This window comes from Pseudophaeobacter leonis, assembly GCF_002087335.1.
In the GTDB taxonomy this organism is placed as follows: Bacteria; Pseudomonadota; Alphaproteobacteria; order Rhodobacterales; family Rhodobacteraceae; genus Pseudophaeobacter; species Pseudophaeobacter leonis.
The window spans coordinates 40,100-57,946 of the sequence record NZ_MWVJ01000102.1 but is presented as its reverse complement, the minus strand read 5'-3'; the positions used below and the strand labels follow the sequence as shown (position 1 = coordinate 57,946).

Annotated in this window: 14 protein-coding genes and 2 pseudogenes; 13 read left to right on the top strand and 3 right to left on the bottom strand. The window is 60.7% G+C overall.

What is annotated here, in order from left to right; genetic code table 11:
• Positions 1 to 3: 3 nt before the first annotated feature.
• Positions 4 to 609 (bottom strand): flavin reductase family protein, encoded by a 606-nt coding sequence (locus B4968_RS19030; RefSeq protein ID WP_083100895.1) that lies wholly within the window; start codon positions 607 to 609, stop codon positions 4 to 6.
• Positions 610 to 704: 95 nt separating this feature from the next.
• Between B4968_RS19030 and B4968_RS19025 the strand changes: the two genes are divergently transcribed.
• From B4968_RS19025 to B4968_RS19010, 4 genes are all read left to right on the top strand, one after another.
• On the top strand, positions 705 to 1,244 hold the full coding sequence (locus B4968_RS19025; RefSeq protein WP_083100894.1) for a GNAT family N-acetyltransferase: 540 nt from the start codon (positions 705 to 707) through the stop codon (positions 1,242 to 1,244).
• Positions 1,245 to 1,292: 48 nt separating this feature from the next.
• A complete protein-coding gene (locus B4968_RS19020) occupies positions 1,293 to 2,072 on the top strand; it encodes an EcsC family protein (protein ID WP_083100893.1) in 780 nt (259 codons plus the stop codon).
• A 179-nt stretch (positions 2,073 to 2,251) separates the two neighbouring features.
• On the top strand, positions 2,252 to 2,761 hold the full coding sequence (locus B4968_RS19015; RefSeq protein ID WP_083100892.1) for a DUF1178 family protein: 510 nt from the start codon (positions 2,252 to 2,254) through the stop codon (positions 2,759 to 2,761).
• Between the two features lie 16 nt (positions 2,762 to 2,777).
• A complete protein-coding gene (locus tag B4968_RS19010) occupies positions 2,778 to 3,419 on the top strand; it encodes an SDR family oxidoreductase (RefSeq protein ID WP_083100891.1) in 642 nt (213 codons plus the stop codon).
• A 181-nt stretch (positions 3,420 to 3,600) separates the two neighbouring features.
• Here the strand turns inward: B4968_RS19010 and B4968_RS19005 are convergent, their stop codons facing one another.
• Positions 3,601 to 5,475 carry a trypsin-like peptidase domain-containing protein gene (locus B4968_RS19005; protein ID WP_083100949.1) on the bottom strand — a complete coding sequence of 625 codons (1,875 nt, stop codon included), beginning with the start codon at positions 5,473 to 5,475 and terminating at the stop codon, positions 3,601 to 3,603.
• A gap of 317 nt (positions 5,476 to 5,792) precedes the next feature.
• Between B4968_RS19005 and B4968_RS19000 the strand changes: the two genes are divergently transcribed.
• From B4968_RS19000 to folP, 9 genes and pseudogenes are all read left to right on the top strand, one after another.
• Positions 5,793 to 6,758 (top strand): glycine--tRNA ligase subunit alpha, encoded by a 966-nt coding sequence (locus tag B4968_RS19000; RefSeq protein ID WP_420916551.1) that lies wholly within the window; start codon positions 5,793 to 5,795, stop codon positions 6,756 to 6,758.
• Between the two features lie 109 nt (positions 6,759 to 6,867).
• Positions 6,868 to 7,396 (top strand): annotated as a pseudogene (locus B4968_RS18995) (DUF6446 family protein).
• 62 nt (positions 7,397 to 7,458) lie between these two features.
• Positions 7,459 to 8,667, top strand: a complete 1,209-nt coding sequence (gltS, locus tag B4968_RS18990; RefSeq protein WP_083100889.1) for a sodium/glutamate symporter — start codon at positions 7,459 to 7,461, stop codon at positions 8,665 to 8,667.
• Positions 8,668 to 8,676: 9 nt separating this feature from the next.
• A pseudogene (gene glyS, locus B4968_RS18985) lies at positions 8,677 to 10,403 on the top strand (glycine--tRNA ligase subunit beta); the annotation flags it as partial.
• Positions 10,404 to 10,466: 63 nt separating this feature from the next.
• The gene (locus B4968_RS26295; RefSeq protein WP_420916553.1) at positions 10,467 to 10,901 is read left to right on the top strand and encodes a DALR anticodon-binding domain-containing protein; all 435 of its coding nucleotides are present in this window, start codon (positions 10,467 to 10,469) and stop codon (positions 10,899 to 10,901) included.
• Between the two features lie 338 nt (positions 10,902 to 11,239).
• Positions 11,240 to 13,804: a putative PEP-binding protein gene (locus B4968_RS18975; protein WP_241525855.1), complete on the top strand. Its 2,565-nt coding sequence runs from the start codon at positions 11,240 to 11,242 to the stop codon at positions 13,802 to 13,804.
• 171 nt (positions 13,805 to 13,975) lie between these two features.
• Positions 13,976 to 14,623, top strand: coding sequence for a cell wall hydrolase (locus tag B4968_RS18970; RefSeq protein ID WP_139792918.1), 648 nt, complete (start codon positions 13,976 to 13,978; stop codon positions 14,621 to 14,623).
• A 322-nt stretch (positions 14,624 to 14,945) separates the two neighbouring features.
• Positions 14,946 to 15,866: a dihydroneopterin aldolase gene (locus B4968_RS18965; RefSeq protein ID WP_083100887.1), complete on the top strand. Its 921-nt coding sequence runs from the start codon at positions 14,946 to 14,948 to the stop codon at positions 15,864 to 15,866.
• Positions 15,863 to 16,858: a dihydropteroate synthase gene (gene folP, locus B4968_RS18960; protein ID WP_083100886.1), complete on the top strand. Its 996-nt coding sequence runs from the start codon at positions 15,863 to 15,865 to the stop codon at positions 16,856 to 16,858. The genes B4968_RS18965 and folP overlap by 4 nt, the downstream gene beginning before the upstream one ends.
• A 50-nt stretch (positions 16,859 to 16,908) precedes the next feature.
• On the opposite strand, the gene B4968_RS18955 is transcribed toward folP, so the two are convergent.
• Complete coding sequence (locus B4968_RS18955; protein WP_083100885.1) at positions 16,909 to 17,823, bottom strand: DMT family transporter; 915 nt, start codon at positions 17,821 to 17,823, stop codon at positions 16,909 to 16,911.
• Positions 17,824 to 17,847: the final 24 nt, after the last annotated feature.

Genomic DNA, 17,847 nt, shown 5'->3' with positions numbered 1-17,847 from the left:
GCCTCAATCGTCGGGACGGGCCAGCGAGAAAACATCGCGCACCACGGTGTAGTCGCGATATCCCATGCGGGCCAGAGGCTGGAAGGTTGTGACATCAAAAATCCCATCGCGCAGGCAGTCGTCGCGCAAATGAATGCCGGTCACCTCGCCAAAGGCCACGCGGTTGGCCGCACCGGGCAGGGTGACGATCTGGGTGAGTTTGCATTCCAGTGCTGCGGGTGCGCCGTCAATGCGGGCGCAATTGATGGTGTCGCACTCCACGGGGGTCAGGCCTGCGTGCTCGAACTCGTCCACCTCTTTTGGCAGCAACTCAGAGCTGGCATTCATCGCATCGCGCATCTCAAAGGCGACGATATTGACGCAAAAGACGCCGGTTGCCTCAATATTGGCGAGGCTGTCTTTGGTGCCGGGCTGGTCGTCTTTGCTGCCGGTGGAGGCAAACATCACCTGCGGCGGCGTATAGGCCACGCCATTGAAAAACGAATAGGGCGCCAGATTGCTGCTGCCATCGGCAGCGCGTGAGGAAATCCAGCCGATCGGGCGCGGTGTGATCAGGGCGTTAAAGGGGTTATGCGGCAACCCGTGGCCGTCTTCGGGGCGATAGAACATGGCGCGACTCCAATTGTTTGCCCCAGACTTACGCCCGTGCTAGGGCGATTTCCAGCCCCCTGAGAAGAAGGGGACAGGCGCGGAGGGCGAGTGGCGTGATCGAATTAATGGCAGAACGGCCCGAAGACCGTTGGGAGGTCGAGGCGCTCTATGATCTGTGCTTTGCCCCGGGCCGCGAGGCGCTGTCGTCCTACCGGCTGCGCGATGATGTGCCGCCGGTGCAGGGTCTCAGCCAGGTGGCGCGCGATGAGCTGGGAATTCTGGCTGGCGCTATCCGGTTCTGGCCCGTGCAGATTGAGCCTTTCTCTGCTGATGAGACGGACCACAGGGTGACAGCATTGCTGTTGGGGCCGGTGGCGGTGCACCCGACGCATCAGGGTGAGGGGCTGGGAGGGTCTCTTATTCGTGACAGCCTGGCGAAGGCGGCTGAAAACGGCTGGCATCGGGTGATGCTGGTGGGCGATGCGCCCTATTACAAACGCTTTGGGTTTGAACGGCTTTCGGGCGTGGAGATGCCGCCCCCCACAAACCCCGACCGGGTTCTGGGCCTGATGCAGGATGCGGCAGCCTGGAAAGGCGTCACGGGGCGGGTGACGCGCTGGCAGGGCGAGGCTCTTTCCTCTCGCACACCTTGAAACGCGCCAGACGCAGGCCACCTATCTCTAGAGAGGGAGGCCTGAGGCATGGGTGAAATTTTGACCGAGAAACGCGCTCTGTCGGCGGCAGAGGTGGAGGCTGAGCTGGATGCCCTGGCACTGCGGTATCAGTTGGCCAGCGGTCTTGGTGTCAATTTGCTCAATGCGCTGGGCGGGCGGGTTGAAAACCTGCTTGATCGCTTACCGGCTGCCCTGCGCGGCCAGCTGGCGCAGGGCACCAGCCAGGCGCTGCACCTGGCGATGCAGGCGGCGCGGCAGTCCCGCCGGGTGATGCCGGGGCAGTCGCCAAAGGTGAACCGCCTGGTCAGCACTGCCATGGGAGCGGTTGGTGGTGCGGCCGGACTGCCGGGCGCGCTGGTTGAGCTGCCGGCCACAACTGCTTTTTTGCTGCGCACGATCCAGGATGCTGCTGCCGCCGAAGGGTTTGATCCCAGTGCGCAAAGCGTCATGTTCGACTGTCTACGGGTGTTTGCCTCGGCCGGGCCTTTGGCGCGGGACGACGGGGCTGAGACTGCCTTTGTGTCTTTGCGGTTGAGCCTGTCCGGCCCGGCACTCAATCAGGCGCTCAATCAGGTGATCAATACCGTGGCCCCCCGTCTGGCTACGGCGCTGGGGCACAAGCTGGCAGCGCAATCGGTGCCGATCCTGGGGGCTGCGGCGGGGGCGACGGCGAACTACGTCTATTCGGGGTATTACCACGAGGTCGCCCTGGTGCATTTTGGCCTGCGCAGACTGGCGGTTGAGGCGGATCAACCTGAGGCGGTGATCCTTGAGCGCTTTGTAAACCGGCTGCCCCTTACGTCCTGAGAAACAGTCGGGAGCGAGCCCTGAGTCTAATTGGCTGCGCCAGGTCGGGCGTCAAAATACATCCTGCGGTTGGTGAAACCGAGACCGGAAAACCGCAACTGTTTTGCTGCGGTATATTTCCACTCTTGATTTTGCAATTGTTGCCGCACTAATCAGCAATTCCTGCTATGAGTGAATGAATGATAAACTACAGCCTGAAATGTGCCGAAGGCCATAGCTTTGACAGCTGGTTCCAGTCTGCAACTGCCTTTGAAAAACTGGCGGCGGCGGGGCTGTTGGCCTGTTCCTATTGCGGCAGCTCGAAGGTGGAAAAGGCGATCATGGCGCCGCGGGTGCGCACGGGGCGCAAGGCGGTTTCAGCCATCGGTGAGCCCGAGAGGACTGCAGGCGCAGCCCCCGGAGATCAGGACGACGCCCCAGCGGCGGCACGTACTGGGCAGGCCGAGGCGCCTGCAGCCCCTCCGGCGGCAGAGATGCAAAAGATGCTGGGCGAGCTGCGCCGCAAGGTTGAGGCGAATTCTGACTATGTTGGCAAGGATTTTGCCAGTGAGGCACGGGCCATGCATCTTGGCGATGCACCTGAGCGCGCCATTTACGGCGAGGCCAAACCGGAAGAGGCCAAGGCCCTTATTGAAGACGGTATCCCGGTTTTGCCACTGCCCTTTGGGCGCAATCGAAAGACCAATTAGATAAAGGCAAGACCATATGCATGTAGTGATTACCGGCGCCTCTCGCGGAATTGGCCGCGAAATGGCGTCACAGCTGAGCAACAATGGGCATGATGTCACAGGGACGTCACGCGACCCGTCTTCCGGCGTGCCGCTGGATGTGACGGATGCAAAACAACAGGCGCGCTTTGCCGCGCAATTGGACAGTCGCCCCATTGATCTTCTTGTCTGCAACGCCGGGGTTTACCTCGATAAGGGCCTGGCGCTCAACGACTATACCGCCGAGATCTGGAGCCAGAGCCTGGCTGCCAATGTCACGGGTGTCTTTCTGACGGTGCAGGCCCTGCTGCCAAATCTGCGACTGGCCAAGAACGCCAAGATTGCGATTATTTCGTCGCAAATGGCCAGCCATGCCCGTGCGCCGGGCGGCAGCTACGCCTACCGGGCCTCAAAGGCGGCTGCGCTGAATTTCGGCCGTAAATTGTCCACCGATCTGCGCCCCGAAGGTATCGCGGTGGGGATTTATCACCCTGGCTGGGTGCGTACGGATATGGGCGGCGAAGAGGGCGATATCAGCGTCGAAGACTCCGCCAGTGGTCTGATCCACGAATTCGACGCTCTGACACTGGATACCACCGGCTGTTTCCACACCTGGGACGGCCGTATCCACGCCTACTAACGCGTCTGATTTGGCGGCGCGGACAGCGGCGAAATCAGGCGCTGTAATAATCAGGCCTGTAATGCGATCAGGCTCAGCAATAAAAAGACGCCGGTGGATCTCTCCACGGGCGTCTTTTTTCGGTCCACATCTGGTTTAGGGCTTTTGAAAGCCCCCTCCCGAGATTGAAGGCTCTGCGTTTTTACTCCCAGCAGCTGACCAGCACGGTCATGCCGGTGGCATGATTGACCAGCGCCTGATTAGCCAGAACCTGATGGGACTGGCTGCCGGTTGTGGGCTGTGTCTGGACGGCATGACCCAGAGCATCCAAGGCGCTGCGGATTGCGTCGGCATTGACCGCAAAGCTGACATCGGCGGGCAATTGGCGCCCTTCAATCCCGGCTGGCAGCAACATGCCCAGAACCGCACCTGAGGTGTCGAGTACCGGGCCGCCTGCATCACCGGGCTGAGCGGTGAGGGTCAGACGGGCAATGTCAGGGTTGCCCTCAAGGCTTTTGACGTCGGCCAGTTTGCCCCATGTCAGTCTTGGCGCGCCAAGAACGCCCTCATAGGAAAAGCCGGAGACCGCGATCTCGGACTGCAGCCGTGGGGTCTGGGCGCTGAGTTCGGCCACAGCCATGGGGGCGAGGCTGTTGGTTGGGCGCAGAATGGCCATCCCGGTTTGGCTGTCATCGGCCAGGATGTCCGCAGGATAGCCGTGATCCAGAGTGATCCGGGTACAGCTTTGCACCACATCCGAGGTGGTTACGACCATGCCGTCTGCCGTGACAAAGAAGCCAGAGCGCGACATTTTTGGCTTGCGGATCTCCAGACCGGACAGCAGGTCGATATCCTGCTGGATATCAGCGCCTGCGGCATCGTCCAGAACCCCGTCCAGCCGCTCAAAACTCTGCTGCATTGCTGCCAGCACCCGGGTCCGGCGGGCCTCGTCACCGGCGGGCCAGATCAGGGTAAAGCCTTTGATCTCACCATTGGTCAGGCTGGCCTGGGGGAAAGAGGGAATCTTGGCATTGCGCCCTTCAAGGGTAAAGCTGTTTCCAGACCGCGCGCGCGGGCCATCCAGCGGCACAATTTCAAGCGTCTGCATAATGTCATACAGACCATACAGCGTGCTCTTGTCGCCGCGCTGGCTGATCAGCAGAACGCGCACGCCGAGATCACCTGAACTCTCATAATGCGCAAAGGGCGGCTCATAGTTGGCAAAGGAAACCTCCGAGGTGGGAAGCTCAAGCGCGATGCCCGCTTGGGAATCGCTGATGCGGCGCATGCCAACCGAGATCAGCGGTGCATTATAGTCGTCGAGCAGTGTTTTGCGCTGCGCGGTGGTGAGGACGCCGGTTGCCTCATAGCCTTTGGACAGCTGCCAGTCGGACATCGAGCCCCGGGTGCCGCGGCCAAACGCCCCGTCGATTGCAGAGGTGTAGAAACCGGCCGCGCGCAGCGCGATTTGCAATTCTTTGCGCTCATCGCGGTTAAGCAGCTGTTCGCTGCGGCGGGCCTGTGCAGGGGTCTCGTCGGGCAGGGGGGTTTCAACCTCGGCCACCACGATGGGGGCTTGGGGGGGTGTTGGCGTGATAACCGGAGCTTCGGCAACTGGAGCTTCGAGAGCTGGCTCTTCGACAGCTGGGGTCTCGGCAGCAGTTTCGCCGGGCTCCGGGACTGCCGCAGGGGTCGGTACGGGGTTTGGCGCCAGGGCCTGCGCTGCATCTGTGCCCAGGGGATAGAACTGGGCCCGCAGATTGGCTGGGAACGCGATGAAACTGTCGCGCGGGATCTGGCCTTCGCTGCGGTAAACCTGCAGCACCCGGTTGGCGTCTCCGCGACTGTAGGGGCCAATCAGGATCCCGTACCAGCCGCCACCCAGTGAAAAGCCAGCCACGTCTGGCAGGCTGGATGCAACACTCTGCGCTTCTTGCTGCGCCGCGGCCAGAGAGGAGCGTGCTGCCACCTGAATCCAGACGGTCTCCTGCAGGTTTTGCTGCGCTTGCGCAGGCTCGGTCAAAACAAAGGCAAGCGCATTGAGCGACAGAACCAATGCGGCAATCAATTTTCTCATTATCAGGACCCTATCCCGGTAGACTGTATTAATGCCGCGCAGATAAGCATTTTGCAGCGGCAAAGGGAACGCCCCTTAGGAGGGGGAATTCCCGACCTGAGGCTGCAAACCGATGAAAATGGTCAAATCTGCGTGCAAATCGGGCGGAGCCGCTGGTCGAGAGACCTGGTTGAGACGTGGCCGAGACGTCGTTAAGGCGGGGCCGAGAGTGTATCTCCAGCCTGTTGCGTGCTTCTAGCCGTTGACCCTGCCGGGGGGCTTGCATAGGTAGAAGCCGCATTTGCTGCCGCACTTTGGCCTATACGAGGGACTTGGACATGACCCAGACCACCACCCAGACTAACGGGATGACACCTGGCGAAGCCAGAACCGCACCGCGCTCTTTTCAGGAGATCATTCTGCGGCTGCAGGCCTATTGGGCCGCCAAGGGCTGCGCCATCATGCAGCCCTATGACATGGAAGTGGGGGCAGGCACCTTTCACCCGGCGACCACCCTGCGCTCGCTGGGCAGCAAGCCCTGGGCCGCAGCCTATGTGCAGCCTTCGCGCCGCCCGACCGATGGCCGTTACGGGGAAAACCCCAACCGGCTGCAGCACTACTACCAGTTTCAGGCTCTGATCAAACCCAGCCCGCCCAATCTGCAAGAGCTTTATCTTGGCAGCCTCGAGGCCATTGGCGTCGATATGGAGATGCACGACATCCGCTTTGTCGAAGACGACTGGGAAAGCCCGACGCTGGGCGCCTGGGGGCTGGGCTGGGAGGTCTGGTGCGATGGTATGGAAGTCAGCCAGTTCACGTATTTTCAGCAGGTTGGCGGCCATGACTGCCACCCGGTTTCGGGCGAGCTGACCTATGGTCTGGAGCGTCTGGCGATGTATGTGCTCGGGGTTGATCACGTGATGGACATGCCCTTCAATGACCCGGATGCGCCAATCCCGCTGACCTATGGCGATGTCTTCAAACAGACCGAAGAAGAATACGCCCGCTGGAACTTTGACACTGCCAATACCGAAGTACTGCTGCGCCATTTTGAAGAGGCCGAGGCGGAATGCGCCATGATTTTGGCGCAGGCGCATGACGATCCCAAGACAGGCAAACGCATCATCATGGTGCATCCGGCCTATGATCAATGCATCAAGGCCAGCCATATCTTTAACCTGCTGGATGCACGGGGCGTGATCTCGGTGACGGAACGCCAGGCCTATATTGGCCGTGTGCGCACGCTGTCCAAACACTGCGCCGATGCCTTTGTGCAGACCTCAGCGGGCGGCTTTGCGGCCTAGGCGGCTGCGGCGCGGCGCATCAGAATGCAGAACGGGCCCGACAGTGTTTCTGTGGGGCAAACAACCCGACAGCTAAGTTTGCGGGTCAGACAACAAAGGGCTTTTGCCAATGCTGGGTAAATTTCTCACGGTGCTATTGCTGGGGTCGGCTCTGGCTGCAGGCGCTGGCATGTATTATCTGCAGGTCTACGGCTATTACGACGACGTCGCGCTGACCCCAGGGCGAGGACGTGGTGCTGCTGCCGTTGGGAGGGGATACTCCAAAGCCCATCGCCTATTCGGATTTCCAGGCCATTGATGCCGACAGCTCGCCTATTCGCTATCGCGCCTGTTTCACCACCAAACTGCGCCCGCAGGAATTGGCACAGCTGTTTCAGGTCTCAGAGCAAAAAGACCCGCGCAATGCCCCGGGCTGGTTTGACTGCTTTGATGCGCAGGCGCTGGGCGACGCTTTGCTTGAGGGCCGGGCAGTCGCTTTTGTTTCGGTAAAGAACATCTTTTACGGCGTGGACCGCATTGTGGCGGTGACGGATCAGGGCCAGGGCTTTGCCTGGCACGAGCTGAACGCCTGCGGCGAAAAGGCCTATGATGGCACCGTGGTTGGGGAAACCTGCCCGCCGCGGCCGCAAAGCCAGTAAGGTCATGAAGTTTTGTAGATGGTAGCTGCGCCCTTGTCTGAAGGGGGAAACGGTAGGATTTGATGGAAAACACGATCATAATTCCCGGATTTATTTCTGTGACCATGGGGTTTGCAGTTTTCCTGCTGGGGGCGCGCCTGAACAGCAAGCTGCTGATCCTGCGGCGTTTCAACATTCCCGAACCGGTGTCAGGCGGCTTGATTGCTGCGGTGCTGGTGATGCTGGCCTATAAGACCACCGGGCTGCAGATCAGTTTTGAGATGGAAGGGCGCGACCTGTTTCTGGTCACGTTTTTTGCCGCGATTGGTCTCAACGCCCGGCTTGCTGATTTACTGGCAGGGGGCAAGCCCCTGGCAATCTTACTGCTGCTGACCTTGGCCACCATTCTCGCCCAGAACCTCATCGGGGTGGCGGGGGCGCTGGCATTTGGCTACCCGGCAAAGGCAGGCGTGTTGTTCGGCTCGGCCGCGCTCATTGGCGGGCATGGCACGGCGATTGCCTGGGCGCCAGAGGTGGCGACTGCCACCGGCCTGTCTGGTGCGTCGGAACTGGGCGTGGCTGTGGCCACGCTTGGACTGGTGCTGGCAGCACTGATTGGCGGGCCGGTCGCGCGCTTTTTGATAGGCCGCAACGCATTAACCTCGAGCCGTCCGGACGAAGAACACACGGTTGGTGTCGCAGATGATGCGGCTGAAACCACCACAATTGACCATTTGGGTCTGATCCGGGTGATGCTCTATCTCAATCTGGCGATCATTTTTGGCTATGGGCTGCATCAGGCCCTACTGGTTGCCGGACTAAAACTGCCGCTGTTTGTGCCCTGCCTGGTGTCCGGGATTGTGCTGGCCAATCTGCGCAGCCTGATTGCGCCCAATGCAGCACCGGTGGCGCGCACGCCTGTCTTGGCGCTGATGTCTGAGTTCTCGCTGGGGATCTTTCTTGCCATGTCTCTGATGAGCCTGCAGCTCTGGACCATTGCCGATCTTGGCCTGACCATGGCGGTGATTATGCTGCTGCAAACCCTGTTTGCGGTGGCTTTTGTGCTTTTCGTGCTGTTCCCGATGCTGGGCGGCAACTACCGCGCCGCTGTGCTGGCGGCTGGTTTTGGCGGCTTTGCCCTTGGGGCCACGCCGACCGCTATTGCAAATATGACCGCAGTAACCAAACGCTATGGGCCCTCGCCTATTGCCTTTGTGGTACTGCCCCTTGTATCCGCCTTCTTTGTGGATATCGCCAATGCCATCGTCATCCAGGCGATTGTGAACTTCTGAGGATCCCAGATGCCCGACCTGCTGATAGAACTGTTTTCCGAAGAAATCCCGGCCCGCATGCAGGCGCGTGCAGCTGAGGATCTGAAAAAGCGCGTGACCGATGGTCTGGTGGAGGCGGGGCTCACCTATGGCGGCGCCGCTGCCTTCTCGACGCCGCGCCGCCTGACCCTGGCGCTTGAAGGTCTGTTGGCCGCCAGCCCGACCCTGCGCGAAGAGCGCAAAGGCCCCAAGGTCGGCGCGCCCGACAAGGCGATCGAGGGATTTTTGCGCGGCGCAGGGATCAGCCGTGAGCAGCTGCAAGAGCGCGACACGCCAAAAGGCGCGGTCTATTTTGCGGTTGTGGAGAAAACCGGCCGTCCGGCCGCCGAGATCATTGCCGAGGTGCTGGATGCAACCGTACGCAACTTCCCCTGGCCAAAATCCATGCGCTGGGGGGCAGGAACCCTGCGCTGGGTCCGCCCGCTGCATTCGATCCTCTGTGTTTTGAGCGATGAAAACGGCGCCGAGGTTGTGCCGCTGGAGCTGGAGGGCATCCAAGCGGGCAATACCACGCAGGGCCATCGCTTTATGGCGCCGGGCGAGATCGTGGTGACTGGTTTTGAGGATTACACCGCCAAGCTGAAGCGCGCCTATGTGGTGCTGGATCCGGCTGAGCGGAGAGAAGCCATCTGGCAGGAGGCCAGCAATCAGGCTTTTGCACGTGGACTGGAGCTGGTCGAAGACAAAGGTCTTTTGACTGAGGTTGCCGGTCTGGTGGAATGGCCGGTGGTGCTGTTGGGGATATTGACGCCGAATTCCTGGAGCTGCCGCCAGAGGTGCTGCAGACCAGTATGCGCGAACACCAGAAGTTTTTCTCGGTCAGGAACCCTAAGACGGGCCGCATCGAGGGCTTTGTGACCGTTGCCAACCGCGAGACGGCGGATCATGGCGCCACCATTCTGGCGGGCAACCAGAAGGTGCTGTCGGCCCGTTTGGCCGATGCCAAATTCTTTTGGGAGAATGACCTGCGGGTGGCCAAATCCGAGACCGGCATGGAGGCCTGGACCGCGCAGCTGTCAAATGTGACCTTCCACAACAAGCTGGGCACCCAGGCGGCGCGTATTGACCGTATCGCGGCTTTGGCTCGCGAGATTGCGCCCTTCGTGGGGGCTGACGCTGATCTGGCAGAGCAGGCGGCCCGGGTCGCCAAGGCCGATCTGAGCTCGGCAATGGTCTATGAGTTCCCGGAATTGCAGGGTCTGATGGGGCGCTACTACGCCGAGGCGGCTGGCCTGCCGCAAGAGGTGGCCAATGCCTGCGAGGCGCATTTCTCGCCGCTGGGCCCTTCGGATGATGTACCGTCTGAGCCGGTTTCAGTGGCCGTGGCGCTGGCTGACAAGCTGGATACATTGACCGGGTTCTGGGCGATTGATGAAAAGCCCACCGGATCCAAAGACCCCTTTGCCCTGCGTCGCGCAGCACTGGGTGTGATCCGTCTGGTTCTGAAAAATGATGCCCGCCTGCCTTTGGACCGGTTTTTTGATGGGCAATTGCTAAGGGTCGAAGATGCGCTGGATGCAACGCTGCCCTCAGAGCATGTTGCCTCTTTGCTGTTGGAAATTGCCGAACACGGTGTGTTTGGCGCGGCCTTTAATGCGGTGAAGGAAACCCTGGGCGAGAAACCTGCAGCGGCGTTCCTTGGTCTTGAGGAAAAGGTTCCGGATCTGTCCAATGACCTGCTGTCCTTTTTCCATGATCGCCTGAAGGTGTTTTTGCGCGATGAGGGTATTCGCCACGATGTGATCGACGCCTGTATCGCGATGGCGGGCAATGATGATCTGACGCTGCTGGTGAAACGGGCCCGTGCGCTGGAGGATTTCCTGGTCTCTGAGGATGGCACAAACCTTTTGCAGGGCTTCAAGCGGGCCAACAATATCCTGACCCAGGCCGAGGAAAAAGACGGGGTGGAGTATTCCTACGGCGCCGATGCGAAGTTTGCTAAGCATGAGAGCGAAAAAGCACTGTTTGCAGCACTTGAAGCCAGCGAGGGAGCGATCTCCACGGCCATCGAGGCCGAGGATTTCGCGGCCGCCATGGGCGGCATGGCGGCCCTGCGGGCGCCGGTGGATGCGTTCTTTGAGGCAGTGCAGGTCAATGCGGAGAAGGAAGTGGTGCGTCGCAACCGGTTGAACCTGCTGTCCCATATCCGCAAGGTCTGTGGTCAGGTGGCAGACCTGACCCGTATCGAGGCCTGAGGTCCGGCACCTCCGTCTGAGGCTGTCAGCCACGCGAAACTCTTTACAAGAGGGCCACTCATGACATGTGGCCCTTTTTTATGCGCTGTCACCTTTGTGCCAGCCGATCGGCATCGCAGGCCTGTCGCGATCAGCGCTTGTCCAAAACCGCCCTGTAAATCCACGCTGTAAATTCGTCCCTTTCGAGACCTGTAGTGATCTGACCTTGCAGCATTCCAGTCGCGGCCTGGAAGTTTTAGCGCAGGGCGAGGGCCTGCCCCCTTGCACCGTGGGGCTTGGCGCCTATGCTGCAGGCTAAAGAAATGATGCCGCATCGCAGAAAGTGGAGCTGAAAATCCATGCCTGATACTCCGCTCGCTACGTTGATCACCCCAACCGCCCCGATTGAGGCCGCCCGCCACGGTGGACGTGCCAAGTGTTTGCAACGCCTTGTGCGACTGGATCTGCCGGTGCCCTGTACCGTTGCCCTTTCATTTGAGGCCGTGCAGAATATTGCAGCTGGCGCCTTGCCGGATATCCGCGCAATCCTGTCGAAGTTTTCTGATGATGCCCTGCTCTGCGTGCGCCCCTCCTCTGAGGTTCCGGACTGGGGCGGTCCCGGTGCGATCCTTAACATCGGCATGAACGACATTCGCTATCTTTCGCTGAAAGAGGCGCTGGGACATGAGGCGGCAGCCTCGCTGTATCTGCGCTTTGTGCAATCTTACGCGGTACATGTGGCGCGGCTGGACCCGGATGTATTTGACGATGTGGAAGATGGCGGCCCGGATGCCTTACGCGAAATCCTGCAGGCCTATGAGGCGGAAACCGACGAGGTGTTCCCGCAAGACCCGGCGGAGCAGCTGGGGGCGGCGCTGCGCTCTATGGCGCGCGCCTGGGAAGGCACGTCGGCGCGGCTGTTGCGTCAGGCCAAAGGGGGGCCTGCGGATGCCGGGCTGGGTCTGGGGGTCCAGGAGATGATCCCCGGTCTGGGGCAGGGCGAATGCGGCTCGGGCGTGCTGCAACTTGTCAGCTCAACAACCGGCAAGCCGCAGCTGACGGGGCGCTACCTTAGCCAGTCGCAGGGGCGCGAAGCGCTTGGGGCAGGTACAGAGGCGCTCTTTCTGGAACGCGATCTCCGGGGGCCGTCTTTGGAAGAGCTGTCGCCGATGGCCTTTGCCCGTATCAAGGCAGACGCGGCGCTGATGCGCAAACGGTTGCGCGAAGAGATGCAGGTGGAGTTTGTGATCCAGAACGGCAATCTGCATATTCTTGACGGGGTGCGGGTGCAGCGCTCTTCTCAGGCTGCTGTGCGGATTGCTGTGGCACTGGCAGAAGATGGCATTATTCCGCCACATGAGGCGGTGATGCGGGTCGATGCCCATGTGCTGAATGAATTGCTGCACCGGCAGGTCTCTCCGACAGCGACCCGCGATGTGATTGGGTCTGGAATCGCAGCCAGCCCGGGGGCTGCTACCGGGCAACTGGTGTTTACTGCGGCGGATGCGCAGTCCAGTGCGGCGCGTGGAGAGCCCTGCATTCTGGTGCGGCGCGAAACCTCGCCAGAAGATGTGCGCGGCATGCATGCGGCCGTGGCTGTGCTGACAGGCAGGGGCGGCATGACCAGCCATGCGGCTGTCATTGGCCGCGGGCTGGGATCGCTCAGTATTGTCGGCGCGTCAGATATGAAATTTGATGCCAAGAACAAACTGCTGAGTTCGGCCAGCGGCGGGGTTTTTCGCGCAGGCGATATTGTCACCATTGATGGCAGCAGCGGCAAGGTTCTGGCGGGCGAGCCGGAGATGCTGGAAGCGGCGCAGGACGATGCCTTTCAGGCGCTGCTGACCTGGGCGGATGAGGCGCGCGATATTGGTATCCGGGCCAATGCCGACACGCCTGCCGATGCGCAGACGGCGCGTAATTTCAATGCCGAGGGCATTGGCCTGTGCCGGACCGAGCATATGTTCTTTGACCCCGGACGCCTCACGGTGATGCGCGAGATGATCTTTGCCGAAAGCCTCAAGCGGGCGCGCGGCGGTTCTGGCCCGCCTGTTGCCGATGCAGCGCAAGGATTTCCTGGAACTGTTCCGCATTATGGAAGGCCTGCCGGTCTGCATCCGGCTTTTGACCCGCCGCTGCATGAGGTCCTGCCAACCTCCAGAACCGGCCAGCGCGAACTCTCAGAGGCGCTTGATATTCCGGTGAGCGATGTCACGCGCCGGGTTGAGGAGATGCACGAATATAATCCCATGCTGGGTCTGCGCGGGGTGCGCCTTGGCGTCACCGTCCCTGAGATCTATGACATGGAGGCGCGGGCTATTTTTGAAGCCACTCTGCTGGCCTCCAAAGATGGCGCCCCCGTGGTGCCCGAAGTGATGATCCCGCTGGTCTCTGCCAAACGCGAAGTTGAGCTGGTCAAGGCGCGCATTGATGCGGTGGCCGCAGCCGTTGCCTCAGAGCGGGGAGAAAGCTTTGACTACCGTTTAGGTGTTATGGTTGAGACGCCGCGCGCGGCTTTGCGCGCCGCTGAAATCTCGCCGCAAACCTCGTTCCTGAGCTTTGGCACCAATGATCTCACCCAGATGACCTATGGATTGTCGCGCGATGATGCCGGGCGGTTTATGTCGAACTATGTGCAGCAGGGCGTCTTCCCGGAAGACCCGTTCCATGTGCTGGATGTGGATGGGGTGGGCGAGCTGCTGAAGCTTGGCGTGCAGCGCGGCCGCAGTGCAAATCCGCAGGTCACGCTTTCGATTTGTGGCGAGCACGGCGGCAACCCCGAATCGATTGCCTTTTGTCGCGAGGCTGGATTCGATTATGTGTCTTGTTCACCGTTCCGCGTCCCCGTCGTCCGATTGGCCGCAGCGCAGCTCGCGATCGAAGAGAAAACCGGCGTGCCATCGCCAACATACACAAAGAACTAAGGAAAATTTGTTTCTTCCAGCCTCGGCTCAACCTGGTCTCAGATCAATCCCATTGGCGCGATGACGGCCTCATATTCCAAGAACTGGACGTTTTGCTGGAATGTGTTTAAAGGGAGCGATCGCATGTGACTGGGGAGGCCATGCGCAAGTGGAAAAATGAGGATCCCTGACATGAAATTCCTGACCTTGGCGGCCTTGGTGGTTGCGACAGTAATGACGGGGCAAATCGCCGAAGCCGAGACCGGCCTCAGTGCATTGTTCAAGCGTGAACAGTCCAGCCTGAACACGGTCCCGGAAAACCGGTTTTCGGGTTTTCTTGGCTTCAAGGCCCGCCCCAAGCCGGTCCCGGCTGAAGGGATTTCCTTTACCAAGGCCTGGCTCGACAAACAGCCCAAGGCGAGCGGTGATGAAAACTTCGCTTGCCTCGCAGAGGCCCTCTACTTTGAGGCGCGCGGCGAGACAGTCAAAGGTCAGTTTGCCGTTGCAGAAGTGATCATGAACCGGGTGAAGAGCGCTCAGTTCCCCGATACGCCGTGCAGCGTGATCAATCAGGGCACCGGGCGGCGGTATCAGTGCCAGTTTACCTATACCTGTGACGGCCACGAAGAGGTGATCCACGAAAAGCGCGCCTATGCCCGGGTTGCAAAGGTGGCCAAGCTGGTGATCGACGGTGCTGCGCCGCAGCTCACTCAGGGGGCGACCTACTACCACACCACGGCCGTACGTCCGCGCTGGAGCCGCAGCTTCACCAAAACAATGCGGATTGGCGTGCACCTGTTTTACCGCGATGAGCGCTACCAGATTGCCTCAAGCGAGTGACTTTGTGACACCACCGGCCGCACTCTGACCGGGCTGCATACTCGCCACCAGGCCGACTGCTCATCAGGCCAGCCGCTCATCGGGCCGGTTTCTCATTAGGCCAGTCTGTCACGGGCCAGCCTGTCACGGGCCAGTCCGTCACAGGGCAGCTCATAGGTCCGGTGTGGGCGTAAAGTGATGTAAATAGGGTGCGCTGCGGCGGCAGGCGTGAGGGGGTGCCGCTTTCGGTGCCTAGTCTGGCGCATGCGGGCCTGTTAAGGCACAAGCGCAAGAGTAGTATGACCCACCACCTCCACGCCAGCCAGCCAAAGGCCCGTCTCCCATGTCTTCAGAAGTTCGCCTCGCCTTTGAGCACCCGTCGGAACGTTCGGTTGCAACTGCCTCTCCCGGACCACTGGACCGGATCTCTTTACGAGACCACATGGTTGAGGTTGAGATCGGCGCCTTTCAGGCCGAACGCGGCAATACCCAGCGCATCTGTTTCAACGTGGTGGTCGAGGTCTCGCCGCTGCCGGCCGATCTGGATGACGACGTAGACCGGATCCTGTCCTACGACAAAGTGACCGAAGCCATCGCCTATGAGCTCGCGGCGGAACGTCTCAACCTGTTGGAAACCCTGGCTGAACGTGTGGCGGAGCGGATCCTGGTTGAGCCGCAGGCGGTGCGGGTGTTTGTGCGTATCGAAAAGCTGGATCGCGGCCCCGGTGCTTTGGGCGTCGAAATCGTGCGCTCAAAGGATCAGGTGAACCACCTGGTCGAAGAGGATGAGCCGCCGCATCCGCGACTGATGTTTCTGTCCAATGCCGCGATCGAGAGCGAGAACTTCACGGCCTGGGTTGATCAGATGGCCTGTCGTCGCCGCCCGCTGATTCTCTGTGTTGGGGCGCATCCGCTGGAGACGCCAAAAACCGGTCACAAGATGACTCAGCGGCGCATTGATTTGCTTTCTATCGAACAAAATGCCTGGCGTCTGGCCGCAAGAGATGACCGCTGCGTGGTTGTCTCGACCCGGACAGAGCTCGACTGGGCCATGAAAAATGGGCAAATCTGCGTCTGGGCGCCGTCAAAGATCGTATTGGATGCGGTGGATGGCCCCTCGGCTGCGCCTTCTGAATCGGTTGCATTGGCCGCATGGTTTGCGGCAACCTTTGAGGCGGGTGAAATGATTGTCATTGGCGCCGAATTGCCTGCCTGCCCTCAGGTTTCGTTGCGCGCCGTCGATGTGGAGCAAACGCAGCTGTGATGTATTACCGGCCACTGGTACGGCATGGAGAAACACGACCCGAAGGCGCGCTGCCGCTTGCTGGCGGATCGCTCTGGTTTTCCGAAGTAGAATTGCTCAGCCGCGAGGCACCGCCGCGGATCGTTCCGGTGGGACTGGTGCCCGAAGATATACGCCACCGGCTGATGTTTCGGCGCGCAGCCATTGCTGGCCTGGATATGACCCGCCCCAAAATCATGGGGATATTGAATGTCACCCCGGATAGTTTCTCCGATGGCGGGCGACATACCGGGCTTGAGGCCGGAGTGGCAGCCGCGCAGCGCATGATACAGGATGGCGCGGATATTCTTGATATTGGTGGCGAATCCACCCGGCCCGGAGCTGCATTTGTTCCCGAAGACGAAGAGGTTGCGCGCACCGCACCTGTGATAGCCGCCATTCGCGCCAGCTCGGCGGTGCCGATTTCCATCGACACCCGCAAGGCCTCGGTGGCCATGGAGGCGCTGGAGGCGGGGGCGCAGCTGGTCAATGATGTCTCGGGCTTTACCTATGATGCGGCTTTGGCGCCGCTGGCAGCACAGGCAGGCGCCCCGGTCTGCGTGATGCATTCACAGGGTGATCCGGAAACCATGCAGGACGATCCAAAATACGATCATGTCCTGCTGGACGTCTATGATTTCCTGGCCGAGCGGGTTGACCGCCTGGAGGCGACGGGCATTTTGCGCGACCAGATCGTGGTTGATCCCGGCATTGGCTTTGGCAAAACGCAGGCGCATAATCTGTCCCTTATCAAGGGGTTGAGCCTGTTTCACGGCCTTGGCTGCCCGATTTTGCTGGGGGTGTCGCGCAAGAAATTCATCGGCACCATCGGTAAAGAGCCTCAGGCCGACAAACGCGCCCCCGGATCTATCGCTGTGGCTTTGGCGGGGGTTGCCAAGGGGGTGCAGATGCTGCGGGTGCATGACGTCGCCGAGACCGCGCAGGCGTTGCGCCTGTGGCAGGCCACGCGCTGACAACAGATTTCAGGGTTTTCAGGGCGTATAAGCCGGGGTTTTAGCAGCGCCTAGTACTGTTTTTTGCCAGAGGCAAAGAGCCGCGTCAGCGCCCCCCACTGACTGATGCACAGCCCGCTCAGGATCAGAATCATCGACAAGAGCATCGAGGGCGGCAGGCTCTCTCCCAAAAAGAGCGCCCCCAGCACGACGGCCCAGACTGGCACCTGATAGTTGGTGAGCGTCATGAAGGTGGGGCCGGCCTCCCGCACGACAATCACCCGCAGCAGATTGGCCGCCGCTGTTGGGATCAGCCCGAGCAAAGCGATCAATCCCAGGATGCGCCCCTCTGGCATCACCGGCGGGCCCTCGACCGTCCAGGCGACAGGCAGGATGACGACCGTGCCGATCACCAGCAAAATCGCTGCCAGTCCAACAGGATCTACCGGCGGCAGGCGGCGGGTCAAAATCGAGCTGATGGCATAGCAACCTGCGGCCGAGACGCAGGCAATGCGGCCAAACAGTTCCAGCTCGGCATTGCTGGAGGCAAAGGCTTTGCTGCCAATCAGCAGCGCCACCCCTACAAAACCGACCACAAAGCCAAAGAGCCGCCGCAGGACCATCTGCTCTCCGGGGATGAACAGATGCGCCAGAGGCAGCACGATCAGCGGAATCGCCGCCATGCTGAGGCCGGTAAACCCAGCCGAGACATGCTGCTGCCCCCAATTGATCAGCATAAAGGGCAGGGCGGTGCTGAAGAGGCCAATGATCAAAAGCGCAGGCCAGCTTCTTTCGGCCCTAAACAGCTGGAAGCCGCGCCAGGCCCAGACCGCGCAGAGCAAGGCGGCGGCAAAGCCAATGCGCCCGGCGGCCAGCCAGAAGGGGGTGATCCCCTCCAGTGTCAGCTTGATCAGGGGGAATGTCCCGCCCCAGACCAGACCGAGGGTGGCAATCATCAGCCAGTATTTGCCCATCTTTTCCTGCATGCCGTCCGCGCCCCTGTTAGAGTT